Here is a 25,702-nt window from a genome sequence, read left to right on the forward strand (position 1 = left end):
CAATGGAAGAGATCGGAAATATCTGAAAGAACACCTTGGAGATTTTAAAGGTTATGCCCAAACCGATGGTTATAAAGGGTATGATTATTTTGAAAACACTACAGCAATTACACATTTAAATTGTTGGGCACACGCACGTCGATACTTTTTTAAGGCCTATAAAGGGGGCTATAAACCCGCTTCCGAAGTAGTTAACCTTATCTCAAAGCTCTATGAATTAGAAAAAACGTTTCAACCAGATACAAAAGCAGAAGAAATTCAATTAGAGAGAGAAAAATATGCTACTCCAATTATTAATAAGCTCTTCCAATGGGCAAAGGAGCAAAAGGTATTACCTAAAACTGATATTGGTGTAGCTATTACTTACTTTCTCAATCATGAAAAAGGATTACGTGAATATCTCAAGAACGGTGAACTTCTCATTGATAATAACCCTATCGAAAATAAAATCCGACCACTTGCAATAGGTCGAAAAAACTATATGTTTGCAGGTAATGAACAAGGTGCTGCACAAATTGCAATGTTTTATTCCTTTTTCGCTACAGCAAAAATGCATGACGTAGAACCCTATCAATGGCTGAAAAATACACTTGAGATTATTGATGATTACCCTATCAATAAACTAGAGGAACTACTGCCTGTTAAATAGTTGGTGTAGACAAGTGCGGGTTTGCCGACTGCTTACGATAAAGAAGAAGTAGTAGCTGCAACAACTTCAACTACGGATGAAACACCTCAAGAAGACAATGGATTAAAAGGAACTTCAATAACTCCTATAAAGGAAAAGCAAGATATAAAGAAAACTATGTCTACCTATATGCAAAGTAAAGAGTACAAAGAGTATTTGGAGACTCAGAAACCAGTACCTGACGGTTTTTTTATGACAGGTAATTATTATGCATTTAACCAAAGAACTACTGATTTTATATCTCATGTTGAATTTTTAGTTTTATCAAAAGATTATATCAAAGTAGCTATTAGATTAACAGATAATGATGGTACAATGAGAGATTACGGTAACGACTATCTTTCTTTTGACTATTCTGAGAAGACAAAAACGATTTCATTTATCGCTATGGGACGCACTTATTCTTGCCCAGTAAAAGAATTAAAGAGTATACAAAAATAAATTCTTTACTCATGTGTTTAAAAATAAACTCGTGAAACTAGATCAAATAAATCATCTTCTTAAAATATTAATTGACTAAAATTATCATGAAAAACTCAATCAAATTCATCGCACCTTTAGCTATTTTATTATCGTTAGCTTCTTGTAATAAGGATAAAGATCCTGAGCCAGTAGCTCAAACACCAAAAGTGGAAACTCCAACTGCAGCAGTTGTAGATTCAACCGAAACACAAAATCCGGATCAAGTAGCAAAACCGGAAACACAAGACAAAGAAGAAATTACTTCTACTTCAAGTACAGATACGAAATCACCAGAAGAAGGGTCTTCAAAAGTAACAGATAAATTATCATCTAAATTTAATAAGACCAATAAAAATGAAGATGAGTTATGGAAGAGTAAAAAAGAGAAGGGACTTCAATCACTTCCAATAAAAGATAAAGGTATTGTTAAAGAAAACTCCAAAAGTGTTGTAGAAACTACAACAGCTGTATCAATTAAAGAACAAACAGCTGCTGATGTAACATCTGACGGTAAAAAATTAGATAATTTTTGGCTAAAAGGAGAAGCACAATATCATATGGATGAAAAAAGACCATATGATCAAGAAATTCCAAGTAATTTGATAGGGCAAACTTTTAAGTTTGGATATCAACACACATTCGCAGACGAGTATGTAGAATGTAAAATCACTTTTACTGGAGCAAATAGAGCAGATTTAGTAGAAAGTGCTAACGCGTCTGCTGAGTATATGTATGTTAGATATGATAAAAGAGATGAGACTATAAATTATAGAATAGGAGAAGAGGATTTTAGTATTCCAATGAAGGATCTTCGTTTAGTTAAATAATTAGTAGATTATTATATATAGTTAAGCCTGTTTTGATTTTTTCAAAACAGGTTTTTTTATTGATGAATTTGTACTCAAGTATATCAAAAAAGGGATTAATGGATAAAGAAAACGACCATCCCAATTTTCTGATGTGAGTGAGATAACGCCTCCTTGAAACAGTATGTACAAAAGGGAAGAAGTAGATATAAATGTCCAATGGTCTTTATTGAAATTGTTTTTAATCAATAAAAAATAAAGTGGATATAGAGTAAAAGCAATGATTAGGTTGTGAGTGAAAGAGTAATAGGGCTTCATATTTCCCCAAAATAAAAGTGATTTAATAACCATTAATTTGACCATATAACCAAAATTGCCAAAAAAAGTAAGTAGAATTTGAATGATTATATTTTCTTGATTAGAAGGAAGGTAAGGGTTTTCTAAAGGAGAGATACCCAATGTATGTTTAGGGTAAATAATTTCGGCATTTAAATATCCATCTATCATCAAAGGGCCATAAAACTGCAGCATTTTATTAATAACGCACAAAAGAAAGAAGAATATTAATGAAGATCCCACTAGGATAGTTCTTCGATAATTAATTTCATTTTTATACAAGAAATAAATTTTAGAGATAATTAAAGCGGATAAAAAAATAATACCGATTGGTCGAATGAAAAATGTAAAAAATAATAGAGGTAAAGCTATTCGGTGAATTTTTTTGATATAACAATAAAAAAATAGAATAGTAAAGGAAGTAAAAAAGGACTCTCCATAAACGATATAATGCCATTCTATTGAAATTGGGAAGAACAAGTAAGTTGCGGTTCCTAAAAAAGCGATATATTCTTTTTGAGTTCTATCAATTAATAGTTGATAAAAACAATATCCACTCAATAGATTTATGAAAAGCTGCCCTAGAATAATAGGGCTTATATCTTCTGTGAAAAATCTGAAAATACTAATAAATAATCCGTAAGAACTATACCATAAGCTTCGGTCAAATAACCATTTCCCATTTAATATGTTATCTGCAATTGATATATAAAATGAAGTATCAGCACCTTCTTTAGGCCCTATTTTAAACCATAATATAAGATGTATACTAACCCATAAGAACAATAGGTAGTTGAAATTAAGTCTTTGATTTTTAAAATAATCAAGCAGCTTCATCTAGTCGTTTAATATCAAAGTTATTAAATCCTTCGTGTACTTCGATTGTTATTTTATTTTGAGAGAGAAGTTCTAATACGGCTAGGAAATTAAAAACAATTGCTACATTATTAAAATCAGCTTTGATCAAATCCATAAAACTAAACTTTTGTTTAGTTTTTAAAGTCACCATGATATCATTCTGACGATCTTCTTGAGAATAGGGGTATTTTACTACTTGATGTCTAGGTGCATTTTCTTGAGCATCAAGTTTCTTTAAAGCACTTTGATAAAACTTTAGAAGGCTAAATAAATCTACGTTCTGTAGTTCGGCTTCTACACCAATTTCTTTTTCTTTCTCAGCGACTTCTTGTTGGATGTTTCCTCTTTTTTCACGGTTTAACATCTCTATTTCCCATTCTTCTAGAGTTTGAAGAACAGACTTATATTTCATATACTCCAAAAGATGTTTTACTAACTCATCTCTTGGGTCTATATCATTTCCTTCTTCATCTTTTTCTACTCTAGGGAGAAGCATTTTTGCCTTAATACGCATCAGAGTAGCTGCTACAACAATAAAATCACTAGCCAATTCTATATTCAGACGTTCCATTTCATTCATGTAACCCATAAAATCATTGGTGATATTAGAAATAGGAATATCATGAATATCTAATTCATCTCTTTGTATAAAGAAAAGAAGTAAATCAAAAGGTCCTTCAAATATTGGGATTTTAATCTCGAAGCTCATTGTTATATGTTTACTTTAGTCTTTCCAGACTCTTGAAGTTCAATTTTAATTACTTTTCCAAAACCAAATTGAATGCGGAAGAGATTCTTTAAAGGCATTTCTAGTAAGTAGCATAAAATAATTCTCATTACAACCCCATGAGTAACAATAGCAATACTTTTACCTTCATCATATGAAATATTGTCTTGCCAAAAATCACATAATCTAGATTTTACATCCATCAAAGATTCTCCATTGGGAGCAGCTTTATGGTCAAAGTATTTGGTCCACTCTTTCAATTCATTGCCTAATTCCTGGAAAGTTTTCATTTCCCAATCACCATAACTAATTTCAAATAAACGAGGGTCTTCTATTCTTAAATCACCATTTAGTTTCCTTGCTAGTAGTTTACATCGTTTCAGAGGACTGTAATAGATATTACTAAGCATAACATCACCAATTAATTCTTGAACATCTTTTGCTTCTTGTTCAAAATTAATATCTAAATCTAAATCAGTTTGTCCGTACAAAATTTTACTTGCCTCAACATCTGGGGTTGTATGTCGAACAAGATAGATAGTCATGCTCATAGTATATTATTTAGTTTCCATCGCTGCTTTTAAATAGCCTGCTGTAAAACCATTTTTAGTTTTAATGATTTCATCTGGTGTTCCTTCAAATACAATATCTCCGCCATTTTTTCCGCCTTCAGGACCGATATCAATCATCCAATCTGCAGTTTTAATAACTTCAACGTTGTGTTCGATAATAATAGCGGTATGTCCTTTATCAATTAAAGCATTAATGGCTTTCATTAATTTGTCTATATCTTGGAAATGAAGTCCCGTAGTAGGTTCATCAAAAACAAAAAGGACTCTCTCAGATTCTTTTAGCGTACCTTTAGCTAAGAAAGAAGCCAATTTTACTCTTTGTGCTTCTCCTCCAGATAAAGTATTTGAAGATTGTCCTAATTGGATATAACCTAATCCAACGTCAAGTAATGGCTGTAATCTTTGAATTATTTTCTTTTGACCTGCAAAGAATTCTATTGCTTCGTCAACACTTAATTCTAAGATATCAGAAATACTTTTGTCGTTATATTTGGCTTCAAGAATTTCATTTTTGAAACGCTTACCTCCACAACTTTCACAAGGTAGGAAGATATCAGCCATAAATTGCATTTCAATTTTTGCCGTTCCTTCTCCCTGGCAAGTTTCGCAACGTCCTCCATCTACATTAAAAGAGAAAAATGCAGGTTTGTAACCTCTGTTGGTCGATAAAGGTAGCTTTGAGAAAAGTTCTCTTATCGGATCGTATGCTTTTACATAAGTCACAGGGTTTGATCTAGAAGATTTACCAATAGGATTCTGATCAACAAACTCCACTTTTGTAATACTACTGATGTTGCCATCAATTCGATCTATTTTTGCTTTTTCATCTGTATGATTTCCTAATGCTCGGTTTAAGGCAGGGGTAAGACACTTTTTCACTAAAGTGGATTTTCCACTACCCGAAACGCCAGTGATACAGGTGATAACTCCCAATGGGAATTTCACATTGATGTTTTGGAGGTTATTTTCTTTAGCCCCAATTACTTCAATATATTCGTTCCAAGTTCTTCTAGTTTCTGGAGTTGGTATACTTGATAAACCACTAAGATAACGAGTCGTGTGAGACACATCTGGTGTAGCAATGGCTTCTTCGATACTACCTTGAAACTGAAGATGACCACCATAACTACCTGCATCGGGGCCAATATCAATAATCTCATCAGCAGCACGCATTACTTCTTCTTCGTGTTCTACTACAATTACTGTATTACCTAAACGTTGTAACTCTTTTAACACCACAATGAGGTTCTGAGTATCTCGTGGGTGTAATCCAATACTAGGTTCATCTAAAATGTACATTGATCCTACTAAAGCAGAACCTAAAGAGGTAGCTAATTTAATTCTTTGGTATTCTCCCCCAGATAGAGTGCTTGTTAATCGGTTTAAGGTAAGGTAACCTAAACCAACTTTATTCATGTATTGCAAACGATTTTTGATCTCTGCCAATAATCTATCTGCAATTTTGTGTTCGTGTTTGTTTAATTCAATTTGATTGAAAAAGATGCTTGATTCTTCAATTGGCATTAATACTACATCAACGATAGATTTACCATTGATTTTAACATAAGAAGCATCTTTTCTTAATCTTGATCCGTGACAATCAGGACATACTGTTCGGCCTCTATACCTAGATAGCATGACACGGTATTGAATTTTATGTGTTTTTGATGCTAAATGATCAAAAAACTTATTGATGCCTTTGAACTTTCCTTTACCATTCCAAAGTATGTCTTTCTCATCATCAGAAAGTTCGTTGTACGACCTGAAAATCGGGAAACCGTTTTCATGTGCATTATCTGTCAGAGGTTTGATCCATTTTTTCATGGTTTCAGTTCTCCAAGGCATAATAGCATCATCGATAACGGATAGAGATTTATCAGGAATTACTAAGTCAGGATCAATTCCTAATACTTTACCAAAACCCTCGCATGTTTTACAAGCGCCGTAAGGGTTGTTAAAGCTAAATAGATTAACGCTTGGTTCCTCGAAAATTACCCCATCAGCTTCAAACTTATCTGAGAATGTGGTGCTGATTTTCTTTTTTCCTTTCTGTATAATTTCTATTCTACACTCACCAACTCCTTCAAATAACGCAGTTTGAACTGAGTCTGCTATTCTAAACTGATTTTCTTCGTCCTCTTTCTTAACAGCATTTCTATCTATTAGCATTTCTAAGGCTTCAAAATCAATTTTATCACCTTTTTCTATACTTTCTACCAATTCCTCTATGTAAACAATTTGTCCATCGGCTATCACTCTAGTGAAACCTTGTTGGAGAAGTAAGTTAAGAGCAATTTTTGGTTCACGTCCTTCAGGAATTCTTAAAGGACAAGAAATGATAAAACGAGTACTTTCACCGAAGGTGTAGATATAATTAACAATATCTGTGACGGAAGATTTACTAACAATCTCTCCAGAAATAGGAGAGTATGTTTTCCCTACTCTAGCAAAAAGTAATTTGAGATAATCATAGATCTCTGTAGTAGTACCAACTGTTGACCTTGGGTTTTTTGTAGATACTTTTTGTTCTACAGCAATGGCAGGACAAACACCCCTGATGTATTCCACCTCAGGTTTTTCCATTCTTCCCAAAAATTGTCGTGCATAGGAGCTTAAACTTTCAACGTACATTCTTTGCCCTTCAGCAAAAAGTGTATCAAAAGCTAAAGAGGATTTCCCTGATCCTGATACCCCGGTAATAACAACAAAGCTATTACGAGGAATAGAAACGTCAACATCTTTTAGGTTGTTGACTTTGGCTCCTTTAACAATAATGTATTCTTTGGGATTGAGTTGGTCTACTGATCGCATAAAAAGCTGATGGATGATGTATAATATACAGATTATAAAATTAGAGAAATGCATCAATTATACATCAAAAATGCCGAAAATATATTGTGATTTGCTTAAAAAATTATTGAATGTTTATTCATCATTTAAAAAAATATCTCATTTTTGTAATGTTTCATTAAACTATCATATTTACTATATTCAACTATTATGCTGATGATTAATATATTAAAGTCATCATTTATAATACATAAAGTTAGAAGATGTTTTTATTAAGACTTTACAAAATCTGGGGGGCTAGCATATTTTTGTTAGGCTTGTTGATATTGTATCCTTTGTTTGCCATAGTTATTTGGGTTCCTAACAGAAAGATCCTGCCATTTACCTATTACCTCAATAAGTTGTGGGCTTATTATACTTATTTCATGATATTGATACCTATCAAAAGAGAAAGAGAAGTAGAATTATCTAAGTCACAATCTTATGTATTTATTGGCAATCATACCTCTTTTTTAGATATCCCAGCTCTTCAACTTGTAGTAGATCAACTTGTTATTTTTTTAGGAAAAAGTAGCCTAGGGAAAATACCTATTTTTGGTTGGATGTTCAGAAACATTCATATCACAGTCGATAGAAATAACCATAAGAAAAGCGAAGATTTATTTCAAAAGTCTATTGCAACATTAGAAGAAGGATATAGTTTAGGAATTTTTCCAGAAGGAACACAAAATAGAAAACCTCCAGTTTTAAATTCGTTTAAGGATGGAGCATATATCATCGCAATTAGAGCACAAAAACCGATTGTACCTATTACCATTGTTAGTAATTGGAAAATTTGGCCATCATTAAGCCCATATTTAAAATGGACCCCTTTGCTATTGGTACAACATGCTCCTATTTCGACAGAGGGACTTACTCTAGAAGATATTGGGCAATTAAAAAATAAAACGAAGTCGGTGATTGAGAATGAACTGAAAAAACACTATCCACAAGAGTATTTATCATCAAAAGGTGAGTAGTGTTGATATTTTATCAATAAAAAGACTTAATTTGTGAGATATTGATAAATAATTGATTTGTAATTATGATTATTGATAAAGATACATTAGAAAAAATGGCTCATTTGTCTAGACTAGATTTGGACAAAGACAAAGAAGAGAAAATGCTGAAAAGCATGAACGATATTGTGGAGTGGGTTGCTAAATTAGAAGAGGTTGATACCGATGGTGTAGAACCACTGACCCATATGACAGGAGAACAATCTGTCTGGAGAGAAGACAATGCAGCAAAAACATTATCTCATGAGGATGCTTTAAAAAACGCACCTAAGAAAGATGCGGACTTCTTTAGAGTACCAAAAGTATTAGAATAAAAAAAGACCTTGAAGCGATCACTTCAAGGTCTTTTTATTTATAATCACTCCGTATTACAAGTTATTGATTAACGGAAGTTCTTGTGTCATACTTAAATCGATTACTGTATTTAATTGACCCATGATTTGAACAAAACGAGCAGCAGTTTGAGTAGAAACTACTTTTTTCATTTGCTTGTAATATTTAGCATTTAAGTCAATTTCTTTTTTATTCAACTTCATCGCTAATTTCATTAACTCATCTGTTCTTTTTTCATCAAGAGTTTCAAAGTTTTCAGCATATTCTTTTAGTAAAGCGTATTGCTGATTCATTAGCTGACTGTTTTCGTATTCGTATTTATCATAAACAGGCCAAAAAAGATCATTTTCGTCTTCAGCTAAGTTCATGTTTTCTTTCAAAACACCTCTTTTCTCTGCTTTGATTAATGTCTTAATTTGCTCAAAGTCCATATTTTGACCTTGAGGTGAAGCAGTAAGTGCAGGAGTTTGAGCGTAAAGGCTAACAGTTGCTAGTAAAGCGAAGATAGTGAATAAGAATTTTTTCATGTTTTAATTATTTGTTGTCTCAGATTGAACGAGATTATTTTCTATGAGTTGGCTTTTAAACTCTTAAAAAAAGTAAAAATCAAATAAATGTAATTATAATTGATGAAGATTAAAGATTATTTAAGATTTAATTGATCAAAAAATGAATACATCATATGAGTTTATTGATTATTAGATCAATAAAAAAAGGGGGGATTTTGAGAAATTAATCTTGGATTAACCATTGTTCTGGATCCAATTTTTGATTATCAGTATTCCATATTTGAAACTGAACTTCATAGAAACCGTCTTTATTTTTAGCTACAACCCCTATAGATTTATTTAAAGGTAATCGATCTCCTTTTTTGACATAGACCTTTGATAATTTAGAATAGACGGTAAAGTAATTATCATGACGTAGAACCACCACATTTTGAAGGTTAGGTACTTTAGATACTGCGGTAACAACACCCTGATGAACTGTTTTTATCTTTGTATTTTTCTTTACTCTTATATCTATTCCGTGATTTTCGATAGTGACTCCCTCTAATACAGGATGGGGGCGAATACCGAATCTATTAGTAATGACACCTTCTGTTACGGGCCATTGTAATTTTCCTTTTAATTCATTAAAAGATTTTGAAGTATTATCGACCACCACTTTTTCACTTTTGGTAAGTGCTTTTTTTGTTTTAATCTCTGTAGTCATCGCTAACATTTGGCGTTGAATTTCTGCAAGTCCTTCTCTTTCTTGGTTTAATTGATTCTTTAAATATTCTTCTTTATTCCTTAAGTCAGCAATTAAATCACTTTGTTTTTTTTCTAATAACCTTAATTCAGTTAGCTGTGCTTTTTCTTCTGCAAGTAAAGTTTCTTCTTCCTTGTTTCTAGCTTCTAATTCCACTTTTTTATTAGCAAGTAATGCTTGAGTTCTTTCAATTTCTATAATTTGTTTCTTTCTAATCTCTTTATAGTGTTCAAGGTAGCTTGCCCTACGTACAAATTGAGAGAAGTTTTCGCTGGCTAATAAATAAGCTAATTGCTCAAAATCGCCTCCGGTTTTATAGGAAGCATATACTAATTGAGCATATTCTTGCTTTAAGATTTCAACTTTATTACTTAGAGAATCTATATTATGAGAGGCCAATAATGCTTCTTTTTTTGTAATAATTACTCTGTTGTTTATTTGATGAAGTAAATGTTCTAGTCCTTGAATTTGAGCTTCAATATCATTTAATTCACTTAAAGAGGATTCTTTTTTATCCGTAGTATTTTGTAAGATAGCGGTCGTTTTGGCTATTTTGTTTTTAGCCTCTTGAACGCTCTCTTGCGCATAAATTGACTGTAATATACAAGTCAGGAATAGGATGGTAAATAAACGCATTTACTACTAATAAAATCTCAAAAAATTAGAAAGGGGAGTGTCATTCCCTGAGTGTTATAGGTGCTAATCAATATACAAATTTGATTCCGTACTCTAATAGTTCAATCAAAAAATATTAACTTTCCAATATATTTAGATACTCAAGAGTTTTGAATTTTTTATTGGAAATCAATACCAATAAGGTAACCTCAATAGTTAAGATAGTTTGATAAATACATATACTTTAGAACGATACACCTCTAAGAATAAAAAGGAATGGGATGATTTTGCATTAAAATGTATGCAGCAACATTTTTTCTTTCAAAGAGACTTTTTAGAATATCATAAAGATAGGTTTAAGGACTATTCTTTGATTGTTCGAGATGATAAATCAAAAATTGTAGCCTTATTTCCTGCTACTATATCAGCAAAGATTATTACCTCTCATGCTGGGGTAACATTTGGAGGGTTGCTATATAGACCAAGAACATTCGTTCAAAAAGTTATTGTAATTCTTAGTCTCATTGAGGAATACTATAAATTAAAAGGTGTCTTTAAATTAAACTATAAAGTGACACCTTATGTATATAAATCAGAGCAAGGGGAAGAAGATGTTTATGCATTGTTTAAAAATGATTGGAAATTAATAAGGAGGGATTTTAGTACAATTATTAATATTAATAACACAGTTTCTATAGATAGAAGTAGAAATAAAAATTTAAAAATAGCAGAGAGGGGAGGTGTTGAGGTAAGGGAAAGTAATGATTTATCTGAATTTTGGAATTTATTAAATATTAATCTGAATAAAAGGCATACTGTCAATCCAACTCATTCTTTAGTAGAATTACAATTATTAAAAACACTTTTCTCTAAAAATATTTGTTTAATTGGGGGTTATAGAAATGGGATTCTCTTAGGAGGAGCATTATTATTTATAACAGAAAGAGTATGTAAGGTCCAATATTCTGTCAATTCAGAAGAAGGAAGGAAATATAAGGTATTAGATGCTATTTTCATGTCAATTATCAATAAAAACAAATTAGACTTTATTGATTTTGGTCATTCTTGTGAAAACAATGGTAGCGTTTTAAATGTTGGTCTAAGTAGATTTAAATATCAATTTAGAGGTGAATCCTTAGTTCATGATTTTTATGAAAAAGATTTACGAACTTTACCATAATCTTTTGTAAACGATATATCATTATTAAAATGGATGAAATAGTAAATAGAGTTGCACAAAGTGCTTTGGTTTCTTTCGATTTAGAAGATATTAAACCCAAAGGAGATAGGGTGCTATTCGATATTAAAGATCAACTTTTTCAAGGTATTGTACTTCGTGAAAAAGATTTTAGGTTATTCTTAAAAGAACATGATTGGAGTATTTATGAAGGTAAACATATTGCAATTACATGTTCGACAGAAGCAATTATACCAACATGGGCTTATATGTTACTGACAACAAGGTTCGAAAAGTATGCAGAAACTATTGTGTTCGGTGACCTTGATAGATTAGAAGAAGCTCTTTTTGAAAAAGCGATTAAAAATTTAGATACGTCAAGTTTAGAGGATAAACCTATAGTAATTAAAGGTTGTTCTAAAGAAGCTGTACCTACTTCTGCATATTTAAATATAACAGAGAAATTAAGACCAATAGCTAAGACTATTATGTTTGGAGAGCCTTGTAGTACAGTGCCTATTTATAAAAAACCGAGACAAAAATAAAGTATACAAATTGATGTATAAAAAAACACCTACTAATTAAAGTAGGTGTTTTTTTTGAAAACGAAAATGGATAAATATGGTACAGATAATCACTTATCAGATTCTCAATTGTAATTGTGCTATAAATAAACCTGCGTGATGATCAACTGTATTTTTATTGTCTTGTATCATGTAGACTGGACGAAGTGAATAGTTAGCCGTTACTTTTACATTTTGACCAATTATTGCCCAGTTTACACCGAAGTCGCCATGCCATGAGGCTTCGTCTAATCCTTCTAAATCTTTCCAAGAAAGACCTACGTAAGGTTGTATTTTCTTTTCTGAATTATAAATTGTTTCAGGTAGCGTATAGGCAAGTTCTGTGTGGAATATATGTCCTGTGCCGTGAGAATAAAAAGCAAAACCAGCACCTTGAGGAGAATCTCCGCCAGAAGCAAACCCTCCTAGAACATTGGCATTTCTTAAATAATTATCACCGTATTGGTAATTATAATAAACACCATAAGCGGTAATTCCTCCGCCTTTATGTCCTAATGGTAAACTTAGAAATGCGTCAACAGCAACTTTAGTGATATCATTTTCTTGAAGTGCCCAATCATTATTTACATCTTTAATGTATGTGGCTGTTCCACCCGGTTGGTACTGAAAACCGGCGCCAATATTAAATACACGTTTCTGTCCAAAGTAATTCATCTGTGAGGCTCCCGATACAGATTGAGATTCGATATCCCAGAATTGCCAATAGAAATATCCATTGTAATTGTAGTTCGTCTGTTTAAGAAGGTAGGTTTCTCCTTCTTTTACTCCACTTGGAGGAGTAGGACTATTAGCGAAACCTAACATTTCTGTTTTAGACATTGGTTTTCCACTAATAGATGGAGCACCCGCATCTGCAGTAATAAGAGGTTTATTTAAAGAGATCTGATAACCTAATTTACCTAATGTAACACCTCTAAAGAATACTCCCATCTGACGAACAATAGCATCTGTTCTATTTACCTCAGGAAAGTTAAATCCTGGATTATCTAAAATAAGGTAGTTATTAGAACCTACTCTAGAAAGCCTTGAAAGACCTTGCCAAAAATGAATTCCTGAACCAAAATAATTTTTTGGTGCTATTCTAATTTGACCTTGGAAATCGTGGACATATACATTTTGGTATATATCAGAATAGGTACCGTCTGATGTTGCTCCAATTTGAGCAAATAACAGGTACTTATTCTCCACATTAAGGTAAAACATGGTACGTATACGTCTCATGGCAAAATCAGAAAAATGATCCATAGGTTCTTCAGTAATTTTATTGATTGAACCAGGATTAGTTTCTCCATAACGCCACCAAGATTGCATACCAAGTATAAACTTGAAATAAGAAGTTTTATCTTGGTTTAAGTCTAGGCGAATACCTCTTTTAAAAACATCTACAGTTTTTTGATATTCTGTTTTTTCTATAGCAGGAGAAGGAGACTTTTCGACTTTTGTAGAGTCAAAATTTTGTCCCCAAATATTTAAGCTAATAAGGGTGAAAAAAGTTAATGATATTTTAAATCGCATTCTATGAAATAAGTTCTTGTGACGCTACAAAGGTAAATTAAGAATTTTTATTAAATAGAATATTCATCACATAGATTTAGTGAAATTATATGATTTCAATCATACATGTCTTCTATTTCAATATCGTAAAGTGAAATTTTGTAATTTTTTATTTTTTCAGTGTGAAATTGAACCCATTCTTCTTTAGTGATTTTATAATCGGGATGTTGATCATCATAATCTAGATAATGAAGGTCTAGTTCAAAAAATTCATTTCTAAAGTGATCTTCAATAATCACAAAGTTTGTAAGTAAATTTTGACTCAGGTTTTCTATTATTTCTAATTCTTTATTAACGAATTCTCTTAAAGTGATTCTCAATTGTAGAATCTCATATTTCTCATTGTCGGTTAGTTGCTCCAATTGACTTTTAAGAGCATATGATTTTAAATCATTCCAATTTCTTTCTGAATCATCTAGATGGTCCGTATTATTTTGACCAAATGAAGTAAAAGAGAAGAGAAGAAAACTGATGATAATAAGTTTTTGGGCGAAGTAATTATTCATAATATTTGGGTAAATTGTTGTAGGGGAAAGAAATTAATAAAAAAAGTCACTGTCCCAAAATGTGGAACAGTGACTTTTATATAGATTACTATATCTTCTTTATATCTTACAAGTGGATACACTCGTCATATGCTAATGCTGCCGCTTCCATTACCGCTTCTGATAATGTTGGGTGAGGGTGAACAGCTGTGATGATCTCATGACCTGTTACTTCTAATTTACGAGCAACAACTGCCTCAGCAATCATTTCTGTAACGTTAGAACCAATCATATGACATCCTAACCACTCTCCGTACTTAGCATCAAAGATTACTTTTACAAAACCTTCTTTATGACCTGAAGCAGATGCTTTACCAGAAGCAGAGAATGGGAATTTACCCACTTTCACTTCATAGCCAGCTTCTTTAGCCATTTCTTCAGTCATACCTACAGATGCAACTTCAGGAACTGTGTATGTACAACCTGGGATATTACCGTAGTTCATTGGTTCTGGAGTTAATCCAGCTAATTTTTCTACACAAATAATACCTTCATGAGAAGCAACGTGTGCTAAAGCAGGACCTTGAACGATATCACCGATAGCGTATACAGAAGGAATATTTGTTTGGTAGTAATCATTTACTAAAACTTTTCCTCTGTCATGAGCAACACCTACTTCTTCAAGACCGATACCTTCTAAGTTAGTTTCAACACCAACTGCAGAAAGAACTACATCACATTCGATAGTAGTTTCTTTATCTTTCTTGTTATCTTTTACTGTAACAACACATCCATTACCAGAAGTATCTACAGTTTGTACTGCAGCATTAGTCAATACTTTAATACCTTGTTTTTTGAAGTTACGCTCTAGTTCTTTAGAAACATCAGCATCTTCATTAGGTACGATGCGAGGTAGGTATTCAACTACTGTTACTTCTGTACCGATAGAGTTATAGAAGTAAGCAAACTCAACACCAATAGCACCAGAACCCATAACAACCAATTTCTTAGGTTGCTCAGATAGTGTCATTGCCTGACGGTAACCAATTACTTTCTCACCATCAATTTTGATATGAGGAAGTTCTTTAGCTCTACCACCAGTAGCTAAAATAATATGTTCTGCGTCATAAACAGTAGCGTTACCATCAGCGTCAGTAACTTCTACTTGTTTTGAACCTACAAGTTTACCGAATCCAAGAAGTTTTTCGATTTTGTTCTTTTTGATCAAGAACTCAACTCCTTTACTCATGCCAGCAGCCACTCCACGAGATCTTTGTACCATGGCAGGGAAATCAGCAGAAGCTTCGCCTACATTAATACCAAAATCTTTTGCATGGTTGATGTATTGAAATACCTGACCACTTTTTAATAAAGCTTTCGTTGGAATACATCCCCAGTTCAAGCAAATACCACCTACTTCAGCTTTCTCTACTACGGCTACTTTTAGACCAAGTTGAGAAGCACGGATAGCGGCAACGTATCCACCAGGACCGGATCCTATTACGATTAAATCAAATTTTGTTGCTGACATAACTTTGTTGTTAATATATAATTTTTCGTTTTTCGTTTTTGAGGATTTCCCACATTTAAATGATCATCAAATACATTCAATATGGAAATATTATAAAATCCCCTGCAAAAATACACGTTCAAGTATAAAATAAAAACGTTTCTGAAAAGGGTTTACAGAATTGATTCTGAAAAGAGGGGAAATTGAGTGAAATTATCCTATATTTTTAAAAGAAAATAAATACGATCTAGAGATGATAGGGTGTAGTCTCTCTATTAGGTTTAATCGTTTTAAAATTTAAAAATGGTATTAACCATTTAAGAATAGGGCCACAATTGAAATTTTGGAGAAGTGGAATTTAAATTTACTTCCATATTGAAAATTACTTTCTTCTAATAATGATCGATAAGACGTCATCATTTTAAGACACTATAATAATATTATCTGCTTGGTCTCTTTTTCATATACTATATTTTCAGTAGTTTTGTAATAGCCGTTAATTGATTTTCTTTAACGGTCAATAGTTGAAATTCAGCAATTTATGTGTTTGATTGCGAGAGTTAAAAAGAGAAGAAGATGAAGAGACCTACAATGTTTAAACTGTTATCTTATAGACAGTTTGATTTTACCACCCGTTACTATGATGCTGATAAAGAGGAAAGAGACGCACGTCATAAAGCACTTTACAAAAAGTATCAAAAACAAGAGGATAAAGAAAAAACAATAAAGGGAATTCAGGATAGTTTAGATTTCTCAGCTATGAGACATAGAAGAACTGAAAAGAAACCTGTTATTATTCGAGCTATGATTGTAGCAGGATTATTTGCCCTGTTATATTTTATATTTAACTAGCTTTAAAGTCAGTTGGTATTTTTAACAGACTTTCTTCAATATCATCTTTTTACACGAATCAAATATTTTATATTTGCACCCTTGTTTAATTTGAGTAGAAACCCAAATTAATTTTTATTAAAATCACGTCATACTTCTTATAATAGAATTATATGTATATCGCTATAGCAGGAAATATAGGTTGTGGAAAAACAACATTGACTAGACTACTTTCAGAGCGTTTTGGATGGAGAGCATTGTACGAAAGTACTGTCAATAATCCTTATCTTGAAGATTTCTATCAGGATATGGAAACATGGTCGCTTCACCTACAAACCTACTTTTTAAACCATCGGTTCGAGCAAGTTAAAGATGCTACTGTGGATAATCCTGTTATTCAAGATCGTTCTTTATATGAAGGTACTTACGTTTTTACAGAAAATTTAAGACGTTCAGGCGTATTGAATCAAAGAGATTTTGAAAACTATACAGCCTTATCAAAATTATACGAAGCAAAAGCAAATCCTCCTCATCTATTAATTTACCTTAGAGCTGACATAGATAAGCTTCAAAGAAATATTGAAAAAAGAGGACGTGATTACGAAAAGACTATTCCAACTGAATACTTACAAAACTTGAACGACCTTTACGAAGAGTGGATCGACGGTTATGATAAAGGTGGATTAGTTGTAGTTGATGTAAATGATGTGGATTTTGTATCAAATGAACATGATTTTGAGCGCATAGCTTCTGCAATCGAATCTGCAATGCGTATTCGTAAAACTCCAACAGGAACACTAGTATAATTCTCTAACAACTAATCTAAGAAAAAATGTATATCGCAATTGCGGGAAATATTGGTAGTGGTAAAACTACTTTAACAGGAAAACTTGCAGCTCATTTTGGTTGGGAACCTCGTTATGAAAGTGCAGACGATAATCCATATTTAGAAGATTTTTATGAGGATATGTCTAGATGGGCATTCCCTCTTCAAGTATATTTCTTAAACAGTCGTTTCCGTCAGGTAATGGAAGTTTCAAGAACAGAACAACCGATTATACAAGATAGATCGTTGTACGAAGATGCTAAGATTTTTGCTAGGCAGTTAAATGCAGATAATCATCTTACAGATCGTGATACTGAAACATTTAATGCAGTATTTAATTCTGTGACTGAAAATGCACCTGCACCAGATTTGTTAGTGTATTTAAGAACATCTGTTCCTCAATTATTAGATCATATTAGAAAACGTGGTCGTGAATATGAGCAAAGTATTTCAAGAGCCTATTTAACTGGCTTGAATGAATATTATGAAGAGTGGATTTCTAACTATGATCAAGGGAAATTACTAGTTATTGATATGGAGGATATGGATTTTGTTGAAAATGATAAACATCTTCAGCAAATCATCGGAAGTATTGATGCTGAATTACATGCTCAAAAAGCAAGAGTATAACCTAAGAGTTTTAAGAAAACGTGTGTTATACAGTAAATTATAGCACACGTTTTTTGCTGCTTTATAGTATTCTATTTATCTCTAGGGTAGAATACACCTAATTAAATACCATTATTAAAGAACTTCATCGATCATAATGCAATATATTGCCATTGCAGGAAATATTGGATCTGGTAAGACAACACTTACCAAAATGTTATCAGAACATTTTAATTGGATTCCTGAATTTGAAAGTACTGCTGATAATCCTTATTTAGAAGATTTTTACAAAGACATGTCTAGATGGGCATTTCATGCTCAAGTGCGTTTCTTAGATAATAGTTTTCAACAAATGTTGGACTTGAAAGATGCACCTAAATCTATTATTCAAGATCGTTCTTTTGATGAGAACGCTTATATCTTTGCGAAGAACTTACATGCTTCTGGTATTATGGATGACAGAGACTTTGAATCTTATTGGAAACTATTTAAGAGTATGTCTTCTCAACTTCCTAAGCCGGATTTATTGATCTATTTAGACACAGACTATGAACGTCTAATAGCTCAGATTCAGAAAAGAGGTCGATCTTATGAACAAACTATTCCAGAAGATTATTTAAAAGGATTAAATACTCTTTATAATCAATGGATCGATCAATACAGTGGGCCATTATTAAGAATTAAAATGTCTGATTATGATTTTGTAGAAAAATCGGTAGACTTCTATAGAATAGTCAATCAAATTGATGAAAATCTATCAGTTACGAAATAAGTAAGGATAGCGAATATAAATAAGGCGGCAAGAGATTGCGGCCTTTTTTTTATCTCTATACTTTTTTAAACTATTTAGAAATATCACTTTCAGTGATTCATAATTTTTATCAAACATAGATTGTCAGACTCTTTTTTATTATTTGAACATTCATTATAAAATTGCTAATGTGTTGATTTAAAGATGTTAATGAATTTAATTCAGTTGGTTGATATGAGAAATAATTGATTCAAAATATAGTATTTCAAAACATAATTCTTACCTTTGTCAGCCGGTGATTTGAAGTGCAGTATGTTTATGTGAACTTAACGATTGATAATCACCATATTCTAATTGAAATATTACGGTTAGTTGTTGTTTTATTGTAAGGATTAAAACACCTTTTGATACTCAATTATGTTAATGTGATTGAAATTAAAAGGATAAAATTCGTTTTATTCTGTATTTACAGTAAAATAGCTTGTCATTTTGCATAAGTATTTTTACTTTTGCAAGCCGAAAAATTCTAATCTTACATAGTACGATGAAAAGAACATTTCAACCTTCGAACCGCAAGAGAAAAAACAAACACGGTTTCCGTCAAAGAATGCTTTCAGCAAACGGACGTAACGTTCTTGCAAGTAGAAGAAAAAAAGGAAGAAAGAGCCTTACAGTTTCTGACTCTAGAAAACACAAGGCGTAGTTAGCATCCTAAAGTAGGATGTGTTTCAGAACACTAAAACATTATTGTGATGAAAACTCGTATCGCAAAAAAAATCTTGAAAAATCAAGAGAAATTGAATTACAACAAAGGCCAAGTTCAAAAAGCTGAGCGCCAAGTTGCAAAAAAACAAAAAGCTGCCGCTAACGCATAATTGACACTCTGTGTCTAGCAGCTTTTATCTAGCGTCTCTGCGAAGTACCTTTGGGTACTTCGCGGAAGCCCGCAAAAAAGGTTAAAAGCTGGAGGTCTGGCGGCAGCAAATGCGACGGACCTTCACTTTTTTTTTGCCCTTTTTAAAATCAAATTATGGAAAAAAAGAACTTACCTACATACGAACGTGCCACTTTTCCTAAAAATGAGCACCTTAAAAGTAGAAGTCAGATAGAGCAGATGTTCAAAGATGGGCAGTCTGTTTTTTGTTTTCCATTCAAAATCTACTATTCTTTATCTGCAGATGTAGAAAATGCATCTATTCCCCCACAAGTACTATTCTCAGTCTCTAAGAGAGGCTTCAAGCATGCCGTTGATAGAAATAGAATCAAAAGGCAACTAAGAGAAGTTTATCGATTAAATAAAGGTATTTTGAATATTGATATTCCACTAGATAAAGTCGAACAACTTGCTTTTGTGTATGTATCAAGAAAAAAGGAACCTCATGCTTTCTTAGAACGAAAGATGAAAGCTAGTTTGTATAAGGTGAATGAGGTTAGAAAAAATCCTTCAAGTAAAGATTAAGAATAGCGTTTTTCAACGCTTTTTTTATGCTCAATTCAAAATGCTACCGCTAATTTTAACTGATTTTAGATAATAAACTTTAACATCTTTTACAGGGTGTTACTATTCACTCTTTTCTGAAAACTGTTTTAGCATTTTTTAAGTATACTAAAATGTTAATTCACTATAGAAAAGATACTACGATGAAAATTATACCTAAATACCTATTTGCTTCACTGCTGTTATTATCAGTTTTTCAATTAAAGTTATTTGCTCAAAATCAACGTTTAAAAAAGCATCCACATATAACTGGAAATGAAGTTGTTTGGAATGGTAGTCAAAATTCAGATTTTAATAATAGTTTGAATTGGACACCCAATATAATACCTAACCAATATAATCATGATAAATATCAAATACCAACGTATAAGATACCTGCCAATACCCCAAATATTTTAATTATTAGATCAAATGATATCATGTATGGTTCTAGATTAATAGTTGAAGGAGAATTAGAAGTACAGGATGGGGGAATAGTGAGAGTGAATGATTGTGATATTTCAGGAAAAGTAACTGTGGGTGATAATAATAATTCAAATTTAAGGGTGGGAAACTTTAGTATTTATGTTCACTTAAATATTCTCAGTGGGGGGCTTTTAGATCTACAAACAAAATCGTTATTATGGGGAATTTATAATAATCCATATGCTCCTTCAAGTGAATTAAACATTCATAAAAATGCAACATTTAAGGCTAATAATGCAGATGTTGAGATTGAGAACTTAATTAATAATGGGACAGTTACAATAGAAGGAGATACTGAAATTAAATTACATGAAAGTCTCATTAATAATATAGTAAATGGCTTTTCTTTTACAGATTCATCTAGACTTATTCTAACTTCAAATAGTGATCATAATTTGATGTCTTCAGGTTTAAAATTTAATGAAATTGAATTAAACACAACTGGAGCTGTAATTTTAAAAGATGATCTACATTTATCAGATGAAATTACTTTTGGTAAAGGGATAATTACAGCAGAAAATTCTAATATTAAATTTATTTTTGAAGACGGTTCAGATTATGATATTCATACGTCTCCCTCCAGTAATTCTCATTTAGCTGTAAAAGTAATAAAAGAAGGCTTCACAGATACTTTTACATTCCCAGTTGGTGATGGAACCAAATATCACCCAATAAAAATCAGTAAACCTGGAAAAGTGTCAACAATCTACGAAGCACAATACAAGAATAATAATTTAAGAACTGCTCATTTGACAGGTAATGGTCAAGATATCGCAGCAAATGAATATTGGGTTTTAAATGCTACCACAGCAAATCCATCTCCAGTAGTAGTTTCTTTATACAAAAAATTTACAGAATTTTCTTCAGTTGATTCAACTAAATTAGATGTGATTGAATATGATTCATCTAAACATGAATGGATTTCAGATGCTCATGAGCATACATTATCAGATTTTGTTTCTACTGATGGTCCTGTAACTGAATTTGGTGTTTTTACTCTTCATGATGAAACAATAGGAACAAACCTACCAATCAAACTTATATCATTTAATGCCACACTCAACCAAAAAGAAGTAGACTTAAAATGGTCAACAGCTTCAGAAGAAAATAACGAAAAATTTGTGGTAGAAAGAAGTTTTGATCAAAGACACTGGGAAACAGTGAAAGAAATACAAGGAGCTGGTAATAGCAATACACAATTAGATTATGAAGTATTTGATGAGCTATCAAATACAAATGAAAAAGTATATTATCGTTTAACTCAAATTGATTTTGATGGAAATAAAGAAATATTCTCTTCAGTATCAATTGGTCAAAATGACGATTTGAATAACGTAGTTAGTGTTTTTCCAGATCCAGTAAAAAGAGGTAATGAGATTACTATTCAATCGACTACAGACGAAGTTTTATCAGTGAAAATTTTATCTCTTGATGGAAAGGAAATGGATCAATTTAATGTTGATCATCTAATGACATATAAGGTAAATACTCAAGACCAAATGATCTTTGTAGAGATTGTAAATGGTCAAAATAAAGTAGTTAAGAAAGTGATTGTTCAATAGAATGACATTATAATTTTCATCAAAAAAATACCTACTCGAAATGGAGTAGGTATTTTTTTATATTTCTTTTTTAGCCCTTCTGATATTCTTTAATTTCTTAGCAAATTCTTCTAAACTATTTTTATTACTGGCTCTATACTTCCAAACCAAATCAAATGACTTAAGTTCATCAGGGTTTTCAGGGCCGAAAGTAATACTAAAAAATCTAGATCCTTTTGATTGAGCTTTCCTTTGTTTATGTAATAAAGAAGTATCAAATGGGGGAATTTTACCATCAGTGATTAATACTAAATCAGCATTTTTATAATCATCTGATTGCATTGTATCTATTGCAGTAGATAGGGCAGGGCCTGCATTGGTGCCAGCACTAAAAGACATTGATAAAAATTGAATGAGAGGTTCAAGACCTTCGTGAAGGTTACTTAAATCTATTTTCTTTATCTCATCTTCCGTTGCTCCAAAAGAGAATAAAACACACTTACGCTTATTTTCTAAGGCCATTTTCATAATGGCAAAGCATAAAGTTTTTGCAATTTGTTCTGGTTTACCTAACATAGAAGCACTTGTGTCAATACAAAGAACTACTGGTCCGGCAACATCTTCTGTTGTGCTTGTTTTTTCTTTTTTAGTACCCTTGTCGTCTTTTTTAGGATTTCTTTCTTCAGTCTTTAACTCGAAAGTTTGTAGTTTTCGTTCAATAAACTTTTTGTAAAAGATAATTTCTGTTTCTTCTTTTCCTAAAAAAGCAGCTTCCGATGGAAGTATCTGAGATAAGTCGTTACTTTCATGAATACCAGTTAAGGATTCTTTACCATGCGTAACTGTTTTACGGTAAGGTTGAATTGCAATTTCTTGTAATTGCTCTCTTTCCTCTTGTAATTCAGCACTTGCATACCTTCCTAGAAGGTCGACTAACTCTTTGAGCATTTCCTCATCTTCTAATAATCTCTCGTATTGAGTGAGTACTTCAAAACCTGTTGATTGCCAACGCCCTTTTGCTTTTTCATAACCTAATCCAAGATGATCCATCAATTGACTGATCATACTTTGGGATTTATCGAATTTTACAGCGTTATCAGAAAGCTTCTTGATAAGGTCATCTTGCCTTTTTTGAGTTTTACCACCAAGTATTTTACGCATGGTTTCAACCATTTTGGACATCATACTTTGTCCTTTACGGCCTTTGTCACCATTAGCTTTCCCCGAACGCATTCCAAAAGGAAGACTTAATTTCTTTCTTTGTTTATCAATTTCAGGGGGTTGATTGGTCGTCTCTGCAATAGCTTCGATATGAGTTATCAATTCTTTCACAACATGCTCTCTCAAAGAGGCATGTCTACGAATAGAATCTTTAAGACCAGGTGTTTCAAGAACATCATCAATAATATTCTTATAGCCTAAAGCCATATCAGAAAAATTAGAATTAAGCGCATCAGGTTCATGACCTTTAGCAATATCTGTTAAGTAGATTCCTAAAACTTCTCTGTCCTCTGCCTCACCTAAAGCGGAGAACATTTTAAATTTTTCTATTTTTTCGAAGGAAGATTTAACCTCCATAACTACGTTTTAATTTTTCCGTTTGGAGCTTGTAATTTAATACCTGCTTCCAAAGGTCATTTAATGATTCATCTATTAGAGATCGCCAGTTTTCTGATAAGAAAATATTTTTACCAACACCTTCTTCTCTACTTAATCTTACTTCTTCTACCTCTTGTGAGATCTTGTCAAGATATTTTAATAGTAGATCGGCTTCTTTATTTAATTGTTGTTTGATCTCATCAGAGATACTAATAGAAACTCTTCCGACTTTATGTTCCTTAGCAGACTTTAATTTGTATTTGTGATAGTCATGACCAATACGTACTTCAATTTCTGTATCAGAAATACGACCAACAGTAAAAGCTTCTGTTCTGCCAGTAGAAGTATATAGCATGATTTCGTTGGTGCCTCTGCCCATCATTTCAAAATCATCTGCAAGAATACGGTTGTTCATACTACTAAACCCTTCGATTAAATAGTACTCACCATCTATCATTGTAGGAGCTTCTACATAAAGTTCTTTTTCCTCTTTTGTTTTATTATCTACGTCTCTTTCGAAAGTTTCTAATTGAGAGCGAACTGTTTCCATACTGTATTTAGTACTCCAACCATACTTTTGGATAGATCTTGTAACCCATTGCCTAACCATATCAATCTGATCTGGTGTGTGCCAAATACAATTGGCAATAAGGAAGCAATCGGAAAGATCTACACGTTCTCTGCCGTTCATAAATGCAGAAGTACGTAAGAGGCGGACAATTTTATGCCACCTACGATCAGATACATAAATGTTATTTTCTGGTTCAGGACCAGTAGATTGATTATATCTTTCTATGTATTTTCTAACAATAGCAATAACACTTAATACCTCGTTGGGTACTTTCAAAGAGTCGATCATTGGACTCCAAGAATCTACTTCTTTTTCGTTAAATTTTAAATCTTCGCTAACGACTGGGTTAGCATATTTAGAAGAAGTGATCATATCGAAGAACTTTTGCTCATCGATAATTCTATCTACATAAACACGAACTAGGAAACGATCCCAAATAGCTTCTAAGCCTTCACCTCTTGCAGGAAGTTCATTAGATGCAGACAAAAGAGCATGTACTTTTACTTCAATTTCTTGATCTCCATTTCTAAATACTTTCTCATTTAATACAGTTAAAAGAGCATTTTGAATGGAAGGACCAGCTTTCCAGATCTCATCTAGGAAAACTACAGAAGATCCTGGTAGATAGTTATCAGTAAGACGTTCGTATTTATCTTCCTTACTTAATTTTGATATTGAAATAGGACCGAAGATTTCATCAGGAGTACTGAATCTGTTCATCAGATACTCAAAAGAATCTCCACCTGTAAATGCATATTTTAATCGGCGGGCAATCATACTTTTACCCACACCTGGAGGGCCTAACATGAAAATACTTTCTCCAGCAATGGCACTAAGCAAAGCTAGTGAAAGAACATCTTCTTTTTCATGAAGATCTTCACCTAACAATGCTAATAATTTCTTGGATCTATCACATACACTCAATGATGTAGTAGAAAAATCACTCATCGTTCCGCTTGTATTCATTTTAGTTCGTTGATTAGAGACAGATAGTGCTAATCAGAGCATAATATTCTAAAATGCTCTATTATGAAGTTAACTTAGCTCAATTTAAAAAGAAACACTCTATCCTTGTGAATAGTAATTAATTTGACCGCTTCTATGAAGATGTAAATTAATGCCCTAAAATATTGAATATTTTTTATTTCGACATCAAAATGAAGATTAAGTCAAGTTAATTTTTCTGATTAAAATATAAAGAA

The 25,702-nt window shown here is 32.3% G+C and carries 26 protein-coding genes; 15 read left to right on the top strand and 11 right to left on the bottom strand.

Features of this window, described 5'->3' with window-relative positions; translation table 11 throughout:
- The 3 genes from tnpC to NH26_RS15140 all read left to right on the top strand — a co-directional run.
- A partial coding sequence (gene tnpC, locus NH26_RS15130) for an IS66 family transposase (RefSeq protein ID WP_139263199.1) occupies positions 1-649 on the top strand: 649 nt, incomplete at its 5' end.
- Positions 650-670: 21 nt separating this feature from the next.
- Complete coding sequence (locus tag NH26_RS15135; RefSeq protein ID WP_044227411.1) at positions 671-1,129, top strand: hypothetical protein; 459 nt, start codon at positions 671-673, stop codon at positions 1,127-1,129.
- An 86-nt stretch (positions 1,130-1,215) separates the two neighbouring features.
- Complete coding sequence (locus tag NH26_RS15140) at positions 1,216-1,977, top strand: hypothetical protein (protein ID WP_044227414.1); 762 nt, start codon at positions 1,216-1,218, stop codon at positions 1,975-1,977.
- Positions 1,978-1,998: 21 nt separating this feature from the next.
- Here NH26_RS15140 and NH26_RS15145 read toward each other — a convergent pair whose 3' ends face one another.
- Genes NH26_RS15145 through uvrA form a run of 4 tightly spaced genes read right to left on the bottom strand, consistent with a single transcriptional unit; the run spans position 1,999 to position 7,260 of the window.
- Positions 1,999-3,129, bottom strand: coding sequence for a hypothetical protein (locus NH26_RS15145; RefSeq protein ID WP_044227417.1), 1,131 nt, complete (start codon positions 3,127-3,129; stop codon positions 1,999-2,001).
- Positions 3,116-3,859 (bottom strand): segregation and condensation protein A, encoded by a 744-nt coding sequence (locus NH26_RS15150; RefSeq protein ID WP_044227420.1) that lies wholly within the window; start codon positions 3,857-3,859, stop codon positions 3,116-3,118. Before NH26_RS15150 ends, NH26_RS15145 begins: the two co-directional genes overlap by 14 nt.
- A gap of 2 nt (positions 3,860-3,861) precedes the next feature.
- Positions 3,862-4,422: an alpha-ribazole phosphatase family protein gene (cobC, locus tag NH26_RS15155; protein WP_158021946.1), complete on the bottom strand. Its 561-nt coding sequence runs from the start codon at positions 4,420-4,422 to the stop codon at positions 3,862-3,864.
- A 12-nt stretch (positions 4,423-4,434) separates the two neighbouring features.
- The gene (gene uvrA / locus NH26_RS15160) at positions 4,435-7,260 is read right to left on the bottom strand and encodes an excinuclease ABC subunit UvrA (RefSeq protein WP_139263099.1); all 2,826 of its coding nucleotides are present in this window, start codon (positions 7,258-7,260) and stop codon (positions 4,435-4,437) included.
- Positions 7,261-7,664: 404 nt separating this feature from the next.
- On the opposite strand from uvrA, the gene NH26_RS15165 reads away from it, so the two are divergent.
- Positions 7,665-8,258, top strand: a complete 594-nt coding sequence (locus NH26_RS15165; protein ID WP_052432222.1) for a lysophospholipid acyltransferase family protein — start codon at positions 7,665-7,667, stop codon at positions 8,256-8,258.
- Positions 8,259-8,323: 65 nt separating this feature from the next.
- On the top strand, positions 8,324-8,611 hold the full coding sequence (gene gatC / locus NH26_RS15170; protein WP_044227432.1) for an Asp-tRNA(Asn)/Glu-tRNA(Gln) amidotransferase subunit GatC: 288 nt from the start codon (positions 8,324-8,326) through the stop codon (positions 8,609-8,611).
- A 54-nt stretch (positions 8,612-8,665) separates the two neighbouring features.
- On the opposite strand, the gene NH26_RS15175 is transcribed toward gatC, so the two are convergent.
- Together NH26_RS15175 and NH26_RS15180 are read right to left on the bottom strand one after the other, a co-directional pair.
- The gene (locus NH26_RS15175; RefSeq protein ID WP_044227435.1) at positions 8,666-9,157 is read right to left on the bottom strand and encodes a hypothetical protein; all 492 of its coding nucleotides are present in this window, start codon (positions 9,155-9,157) and stop codon (positions 8,666-8,668) included.
- A gap of 205 nt (positions 9,158-9,362) precedes the next feature.
- The gene (locus NH26_RS15180) at positions 9,363-10,520 is read right to left on the bottom strand and encodes a murein hydrolase activator EnvC family protein (RefSeq protein ID WP_044227438.1); all 1,158 of its coding nucleotides are present in this window, start codon (positions 10,518-10,520) and stop codon (positions 9,363-9,365) included.
- A gap of 280 nt (positions 10,521-10,800) precedes the next feature.
- Between NH26_RS15180 and NH26_RS15185 the strand changes: the two genes are divergently transcribed.
- Together NH26_RS15185 and NH26_RS15190 are read left to right on the top strand one after the other, a co-directional pair.
- Positions 10,801-11,679 (top strand): hypothetical protein, encoded by an 879-nt coding sequence (locus NH26_RS15185; RefSeq protein ID WP_044227441.1) that lies wholly within the window; start codon positions 10,801-10,803, stop codon positions 11,677-11,679.
- Positions 11,680-11,708: 29 nt separating this feature from the next.
- Positions 11,709-12,221, top strand: a complete 513-nt coding sequence (locus NH26_RS15190) for a DUF2480 family protein (RefSeq protein ID WP_044227444.1) — start codon at positions 11,709-11,711, stop codon at positions 12,219-12,221.
- 96 nt (positions 12,222-12,317) lie between these two features.
- Here the strand turns inward: NH26_RS15190 and NH26_RS15195 are convergent, their stop codons facing one another.
- From NH26_RS15195 to lpdA, 3 genes are all read right to left on the bottom strand, one after another.
- Complete coding sequence (locus NH26_RS15195; protein WP_044227447.1) at positions 12,318-13,775, bottom strand: hypothetical protein; 1,458 nt, start codon at positions 13,773-13,775, stop codon at positions 12,318-12,320.
- A 95-nt stretch (positions 13,776-13,870) separates the two neighbouring features.
- Positions 13,871-14,320, bottom strand: a complete 450-nt coding sequence (locus NH26_RS15200) for a hypothetical protein (RefSeq protein ID WP_044227450.1) — start codon at positions 14,318-14,320, stop codon at positions 13,871-13,873.
- Positions 14,321-14,426: 106 nt separating this feature from the next.
- Complete coding sequence (lpdA, locus tag NH26_RS15205; protein WP_044227452.1) at positions 14,427-15,830, bottom strand: dihydrolipoyl dehydrogenase; 1,404 nt, start codon at positions 15,828-15,830, stop codon at positions 14,427-14,429.
- A 555-nt stretch (positions 15,831-16,385) separates the two neighbouring features.
- Here lpdA and NH26_RS15210 point away from each other — a divergent pair.
- The 8 genes from NH26_RS15210 to NH26_RS15240 all read left to right on the top strand — a co-directional run bounded on the left by NH26_RS15210 (position 16,386) and on the right by NH26_RS15240 (position 22,351).
- Positions 16,386-16,661, top strand: coding sequence for a hypothetical protein (locus NH26_RS15210; RefSeq protein WP_044227454.1), 276 nt, complete (start codon positions 16,386-16,388; stop codon positions 16,659-16,661).
- A 152-nt stretch (positions 16,662-16,813) separates the two neighbouring features.
- Positions 16,814-17,446, top strand: coding sequence for a deoxynucleoside kinase (locus tag NH26_RS15215; RefSeq protein WP_044227457.1), 633 nt, complete (start codon positions 16,814-16,816; stop codon positions 17,444-17,446).
- Positions 17,447-17,472: 26 nt separating this feature from the next.
- Entirely contained in the window at positions 17,473-18,096 is a 624-nt protein-coding gene (locus tag NH26_RS15220; protein ID WP_044227460.1) for a deoxynucleoside kinase, read from the top strand.
- A gap of 136 nt (positions 18,097-18,232) precedes the next feature.
- The gene (locus NH26_RS15225; RefSeq protein WP_044227463.1) at positions 18,233-18,847 is read left to right on the top strand and encodes a deoxynucleoside kinase; all 615 of its coding nucleotides are present in this window, start codon (positions 18,233-18,235) and stop codon (positions 18,845-18,847) included.
- A 523-nt stretch (positions 18,848-19,370) separates the two neighbouring features.
- Positions 19,371-19,529, top strand: coding sequence for a 50S ribosomal protein L34 (gene rpmH, locus NH26_RS15230; protein WP_044227466.1), 159 nt, complete (start codon positions 19,371-19,373; stop codon positions 19,527-19,529).
- Between the two features lie 49 nt (positions 19,530-19,578).
- Entirely contained in the window at positions 19,579-19,701 is a 123-nt protein-coding gene (locus NH26_RS25805; protein WP_262494283.1) for a hypothetical protein, read from the top strand.
- A 155-nt stretch (positions 19,702-19,856) separates the two neighbouring features.
- Positions 19,857-20,285: a ribonuclease P protein component gene (gene rnpA, locus NH26_RS15235; RefSeq protein WP_044227469.1), complete on the top strand. Its 429-nt coding sequence runs from the start codon at positions 19,857-19,859 to the stop codon at positions 20,283-20,285.
- Positions 20,286-20,467: 182 nt separating this feature from the next.
- On the top strand, positions 20,468-22,351 hold the full coding sequence (locus NH26_RS15240) for a hypothetical protein (RefSeq protein WP_139263103.1): 1,884 nt from the start codon (positions 20,468-20,470) through the stop codon (positions 22,349-22,351).
- A gap of 57 nt (positions 22,352-22,408) precedes the next feature.
- Here NH26_RS15240 and NH26_RS15245 read toward each other — a convergent pair whose 3' ends face one another.
- Both NH26_RS15245 and NH26_RS15250 read right to left on the bottom strand, forming a co-directional pair.
- Entirely contained in the window at positions 22,409-23,908 is a 1,500-nt protein-coding gene (locus NH26_RS15245) for a VWA domain-containing protein (protein ID WP_052432223.1), read from the bottom strand.
- On the bottom strand, positions 23,898-25,466 hold the full coding sequence (locus tag NH26_RS15250; protein WP_052432224.1) for an AAA family ATPase: 1,569 nt from the start codon (positions 25,464-25,466) through the stop codon (positions 23,898-23,900). Before NH26_RS15250 ends, NH26_RS15245 begins: the two co-directional genes overlap by 11 nt.
- Positions 25,467-25,702: the final 236 nt, after the last annotated feature.

Source organism: Flammeovirga pacifica (assembly GCF_000807855.2).
Lineage (GTDB): Bacteria > Bacteroidota > Bacteroidia > Cytophagales > Flammeovirgaceae > Flammeovirga > Flammeovirga pacifica.

What these genes read in the sequence shown, in the direction of transcription:
- lpdA (WP_044227452.1), bottom strand. Translation starts at nt 15,830, where the DNA reads ATGTCAGCAACAAAATTTGATTTAATCGTAATAGGATCCGGTCCTGGT.
- NH26_RS15200 (WP_044227450.1), bottom strand. Translation starts at nt 14,320, where the DNA reads ATGAATAATTACTTCGCCCAAAAACTTATTATCATCAGTTTTCTTCTC.
- NH26_RS15225 (WP_044227463.1), top strand. Translation starts at nt 18,233, where the DNA reads ATGCAATATATTGCCATTGCAGGAAATATTGGATCTGGTAAGACAACA.
- NH26_RS15250 (WP_052432224.1), bottom strand. Translation starts at nt 25,466, where the DNA reads ATGAATACAAGCGGAACGATGAGTGATTTTTCTACTACATCATTGAGT.
- rpmH (WP_044227466.1), top strand. Translation starts at nt 19,371, where the DNA reads ATGAAAAGAACATTTCAACCTTCGAACCGCAAGAGAAAAAACAAACAC.
- NH26_RS15190 (WP_044227444.1), top strand. Translation starts at nt 11,709, where the DNA reads ATGGATGAAATAGTAAATAGAGTTGCACAAAGTGCTTTGGTTTCTTTC.
- NH26_RS25805 (WP_262494283.1), top strand. Translation starts at nt 19,579, where the DNA reads ATGAAAACTCGTATCGCAAAAAAAATCTTGAAAAATCAAGAGAAATTG.
- rnpA (WP_044227469.1), top strand. Translation starts at nt 19,857, where the DNA reads ATGGAAAAAAAGAACTTACCTACATACGAACGTGCCACTTTTCCTAAA.
- NH26_RS15140 (WP_044227414.1), top strand. Translation starts at nt 1,216, where the DNA reads ATGAAAAACTCAATCAAATTCATCGCACCTTTAGCTATTTTATTATCG.
- NH26_RS15180 (WP_044227438.1), bottom strand. Translation starts at nt 10,520, where the DNA reads ATGCGTTTATTTACCATCCTATTCCTGACTTGTATATTACAGTCAATT.
- NH26_RS15165 (WP_052432222.1), top strand. Translation starts at nt 7,665, where the DNA reads ATGATATTGATACCTATCAAAAGAGAAAGAGAAGTAGAATTATCTAAG.
- NH26_RS15220 (WP_044227460.1), top strand. Translation starts at nt 17,473, where the DNA reads ATGTATATCGCAATTGCGGGAAATATTGGTAGTGGTAAAACTACTTTA.
- cobC (WP_158021946.1), bottom strand. Translation starts at nt 4,422, where the DNA reads ATGACTATCTATCTTGTTCGACATACAACCCCAGATGTTGAGGCAAGT.
- gatC (WP_044227432.1), top strand. Translation starts at nt 8,324, where the DNA reads ATGATTATTGATAAAGATACATTAGAAAAAATGGCTCATTTGTCTAGA.
- NH26_RS15145 (WP_044227417.1), bottom strand. Translation starts at nt 3,129, where the DNA reads ATGAAGCTGCTTGATTATTTTAAAAATCAAAGACTTAATTTCAACTAC.
- uvrA (WP_139263099.1), bottom strand. Translation starts at nt 7,260, where the DNA reads ATGCGATCAGTAGACCAACTCAATCCCAAAGAATACATTATTGTTAAA.
- NH26_RS15185 (WP_044227441.1), top strand. Translation starts at nt 10,801, where the DNA reads ATGCAGCAACATTTTTTCTTTCAAAGAGACTTTTTAGAATATCATAAA.
- NH26_RS15150 (WP_044227420.1), bottom strand. Translation starts at nt 3,859, where the DNA reads ATGAGCTTCGAGATTAAAATCCCAATATTTGAAGGACCTTTTGATTTA.
- NH26_RS15195 (WP_044227447.1), bottom strand. Translation starts at nt 13,775, where the DNA reads ATGCGATTTAAAATATCATTAACTTTTTTCACCCTTATTAGCTTAAAT.
- NH26_RS15245 (WP_052432223.1), bottom strand. Translation starts at nt 23,908, where the DNA reads ATGGAGGTTAAATCTTCCTTCGAAAAAATAGAAAAATTTAAAATGTTC.
- NH26_RS15210 (WP_044227454.1), top strand. Translation starts at nt 16,386, where the DNA reads ATGAAGAGACCTACAATGTTTAAACTGTTATCTTATAGACAGTTTGAT.
- NH26_RS15215 (WP_044227457.1), top strand. Translation starts at nt 16,814, where the DNA reads ATGTATATCGCTATAGCAGGAAATATAGGTTGTGGAAAAACAACATTG.
- NH26_RS15175 (WP_044227435.1), bottom strand. Translation starts at nt 9,157, where the DNA reads ATGAAAAAATTCTTATTCACTATCTTCGCTTTACTAGCAACTGTTAGC.
- NH26_RS15240 (WP_139263103.1), top strand. Translation starts at nt 20,468, where the DNA reads ATGAAAATTATACCTAAATACCTATTTGCTTCACTGCTGTTATTATCA.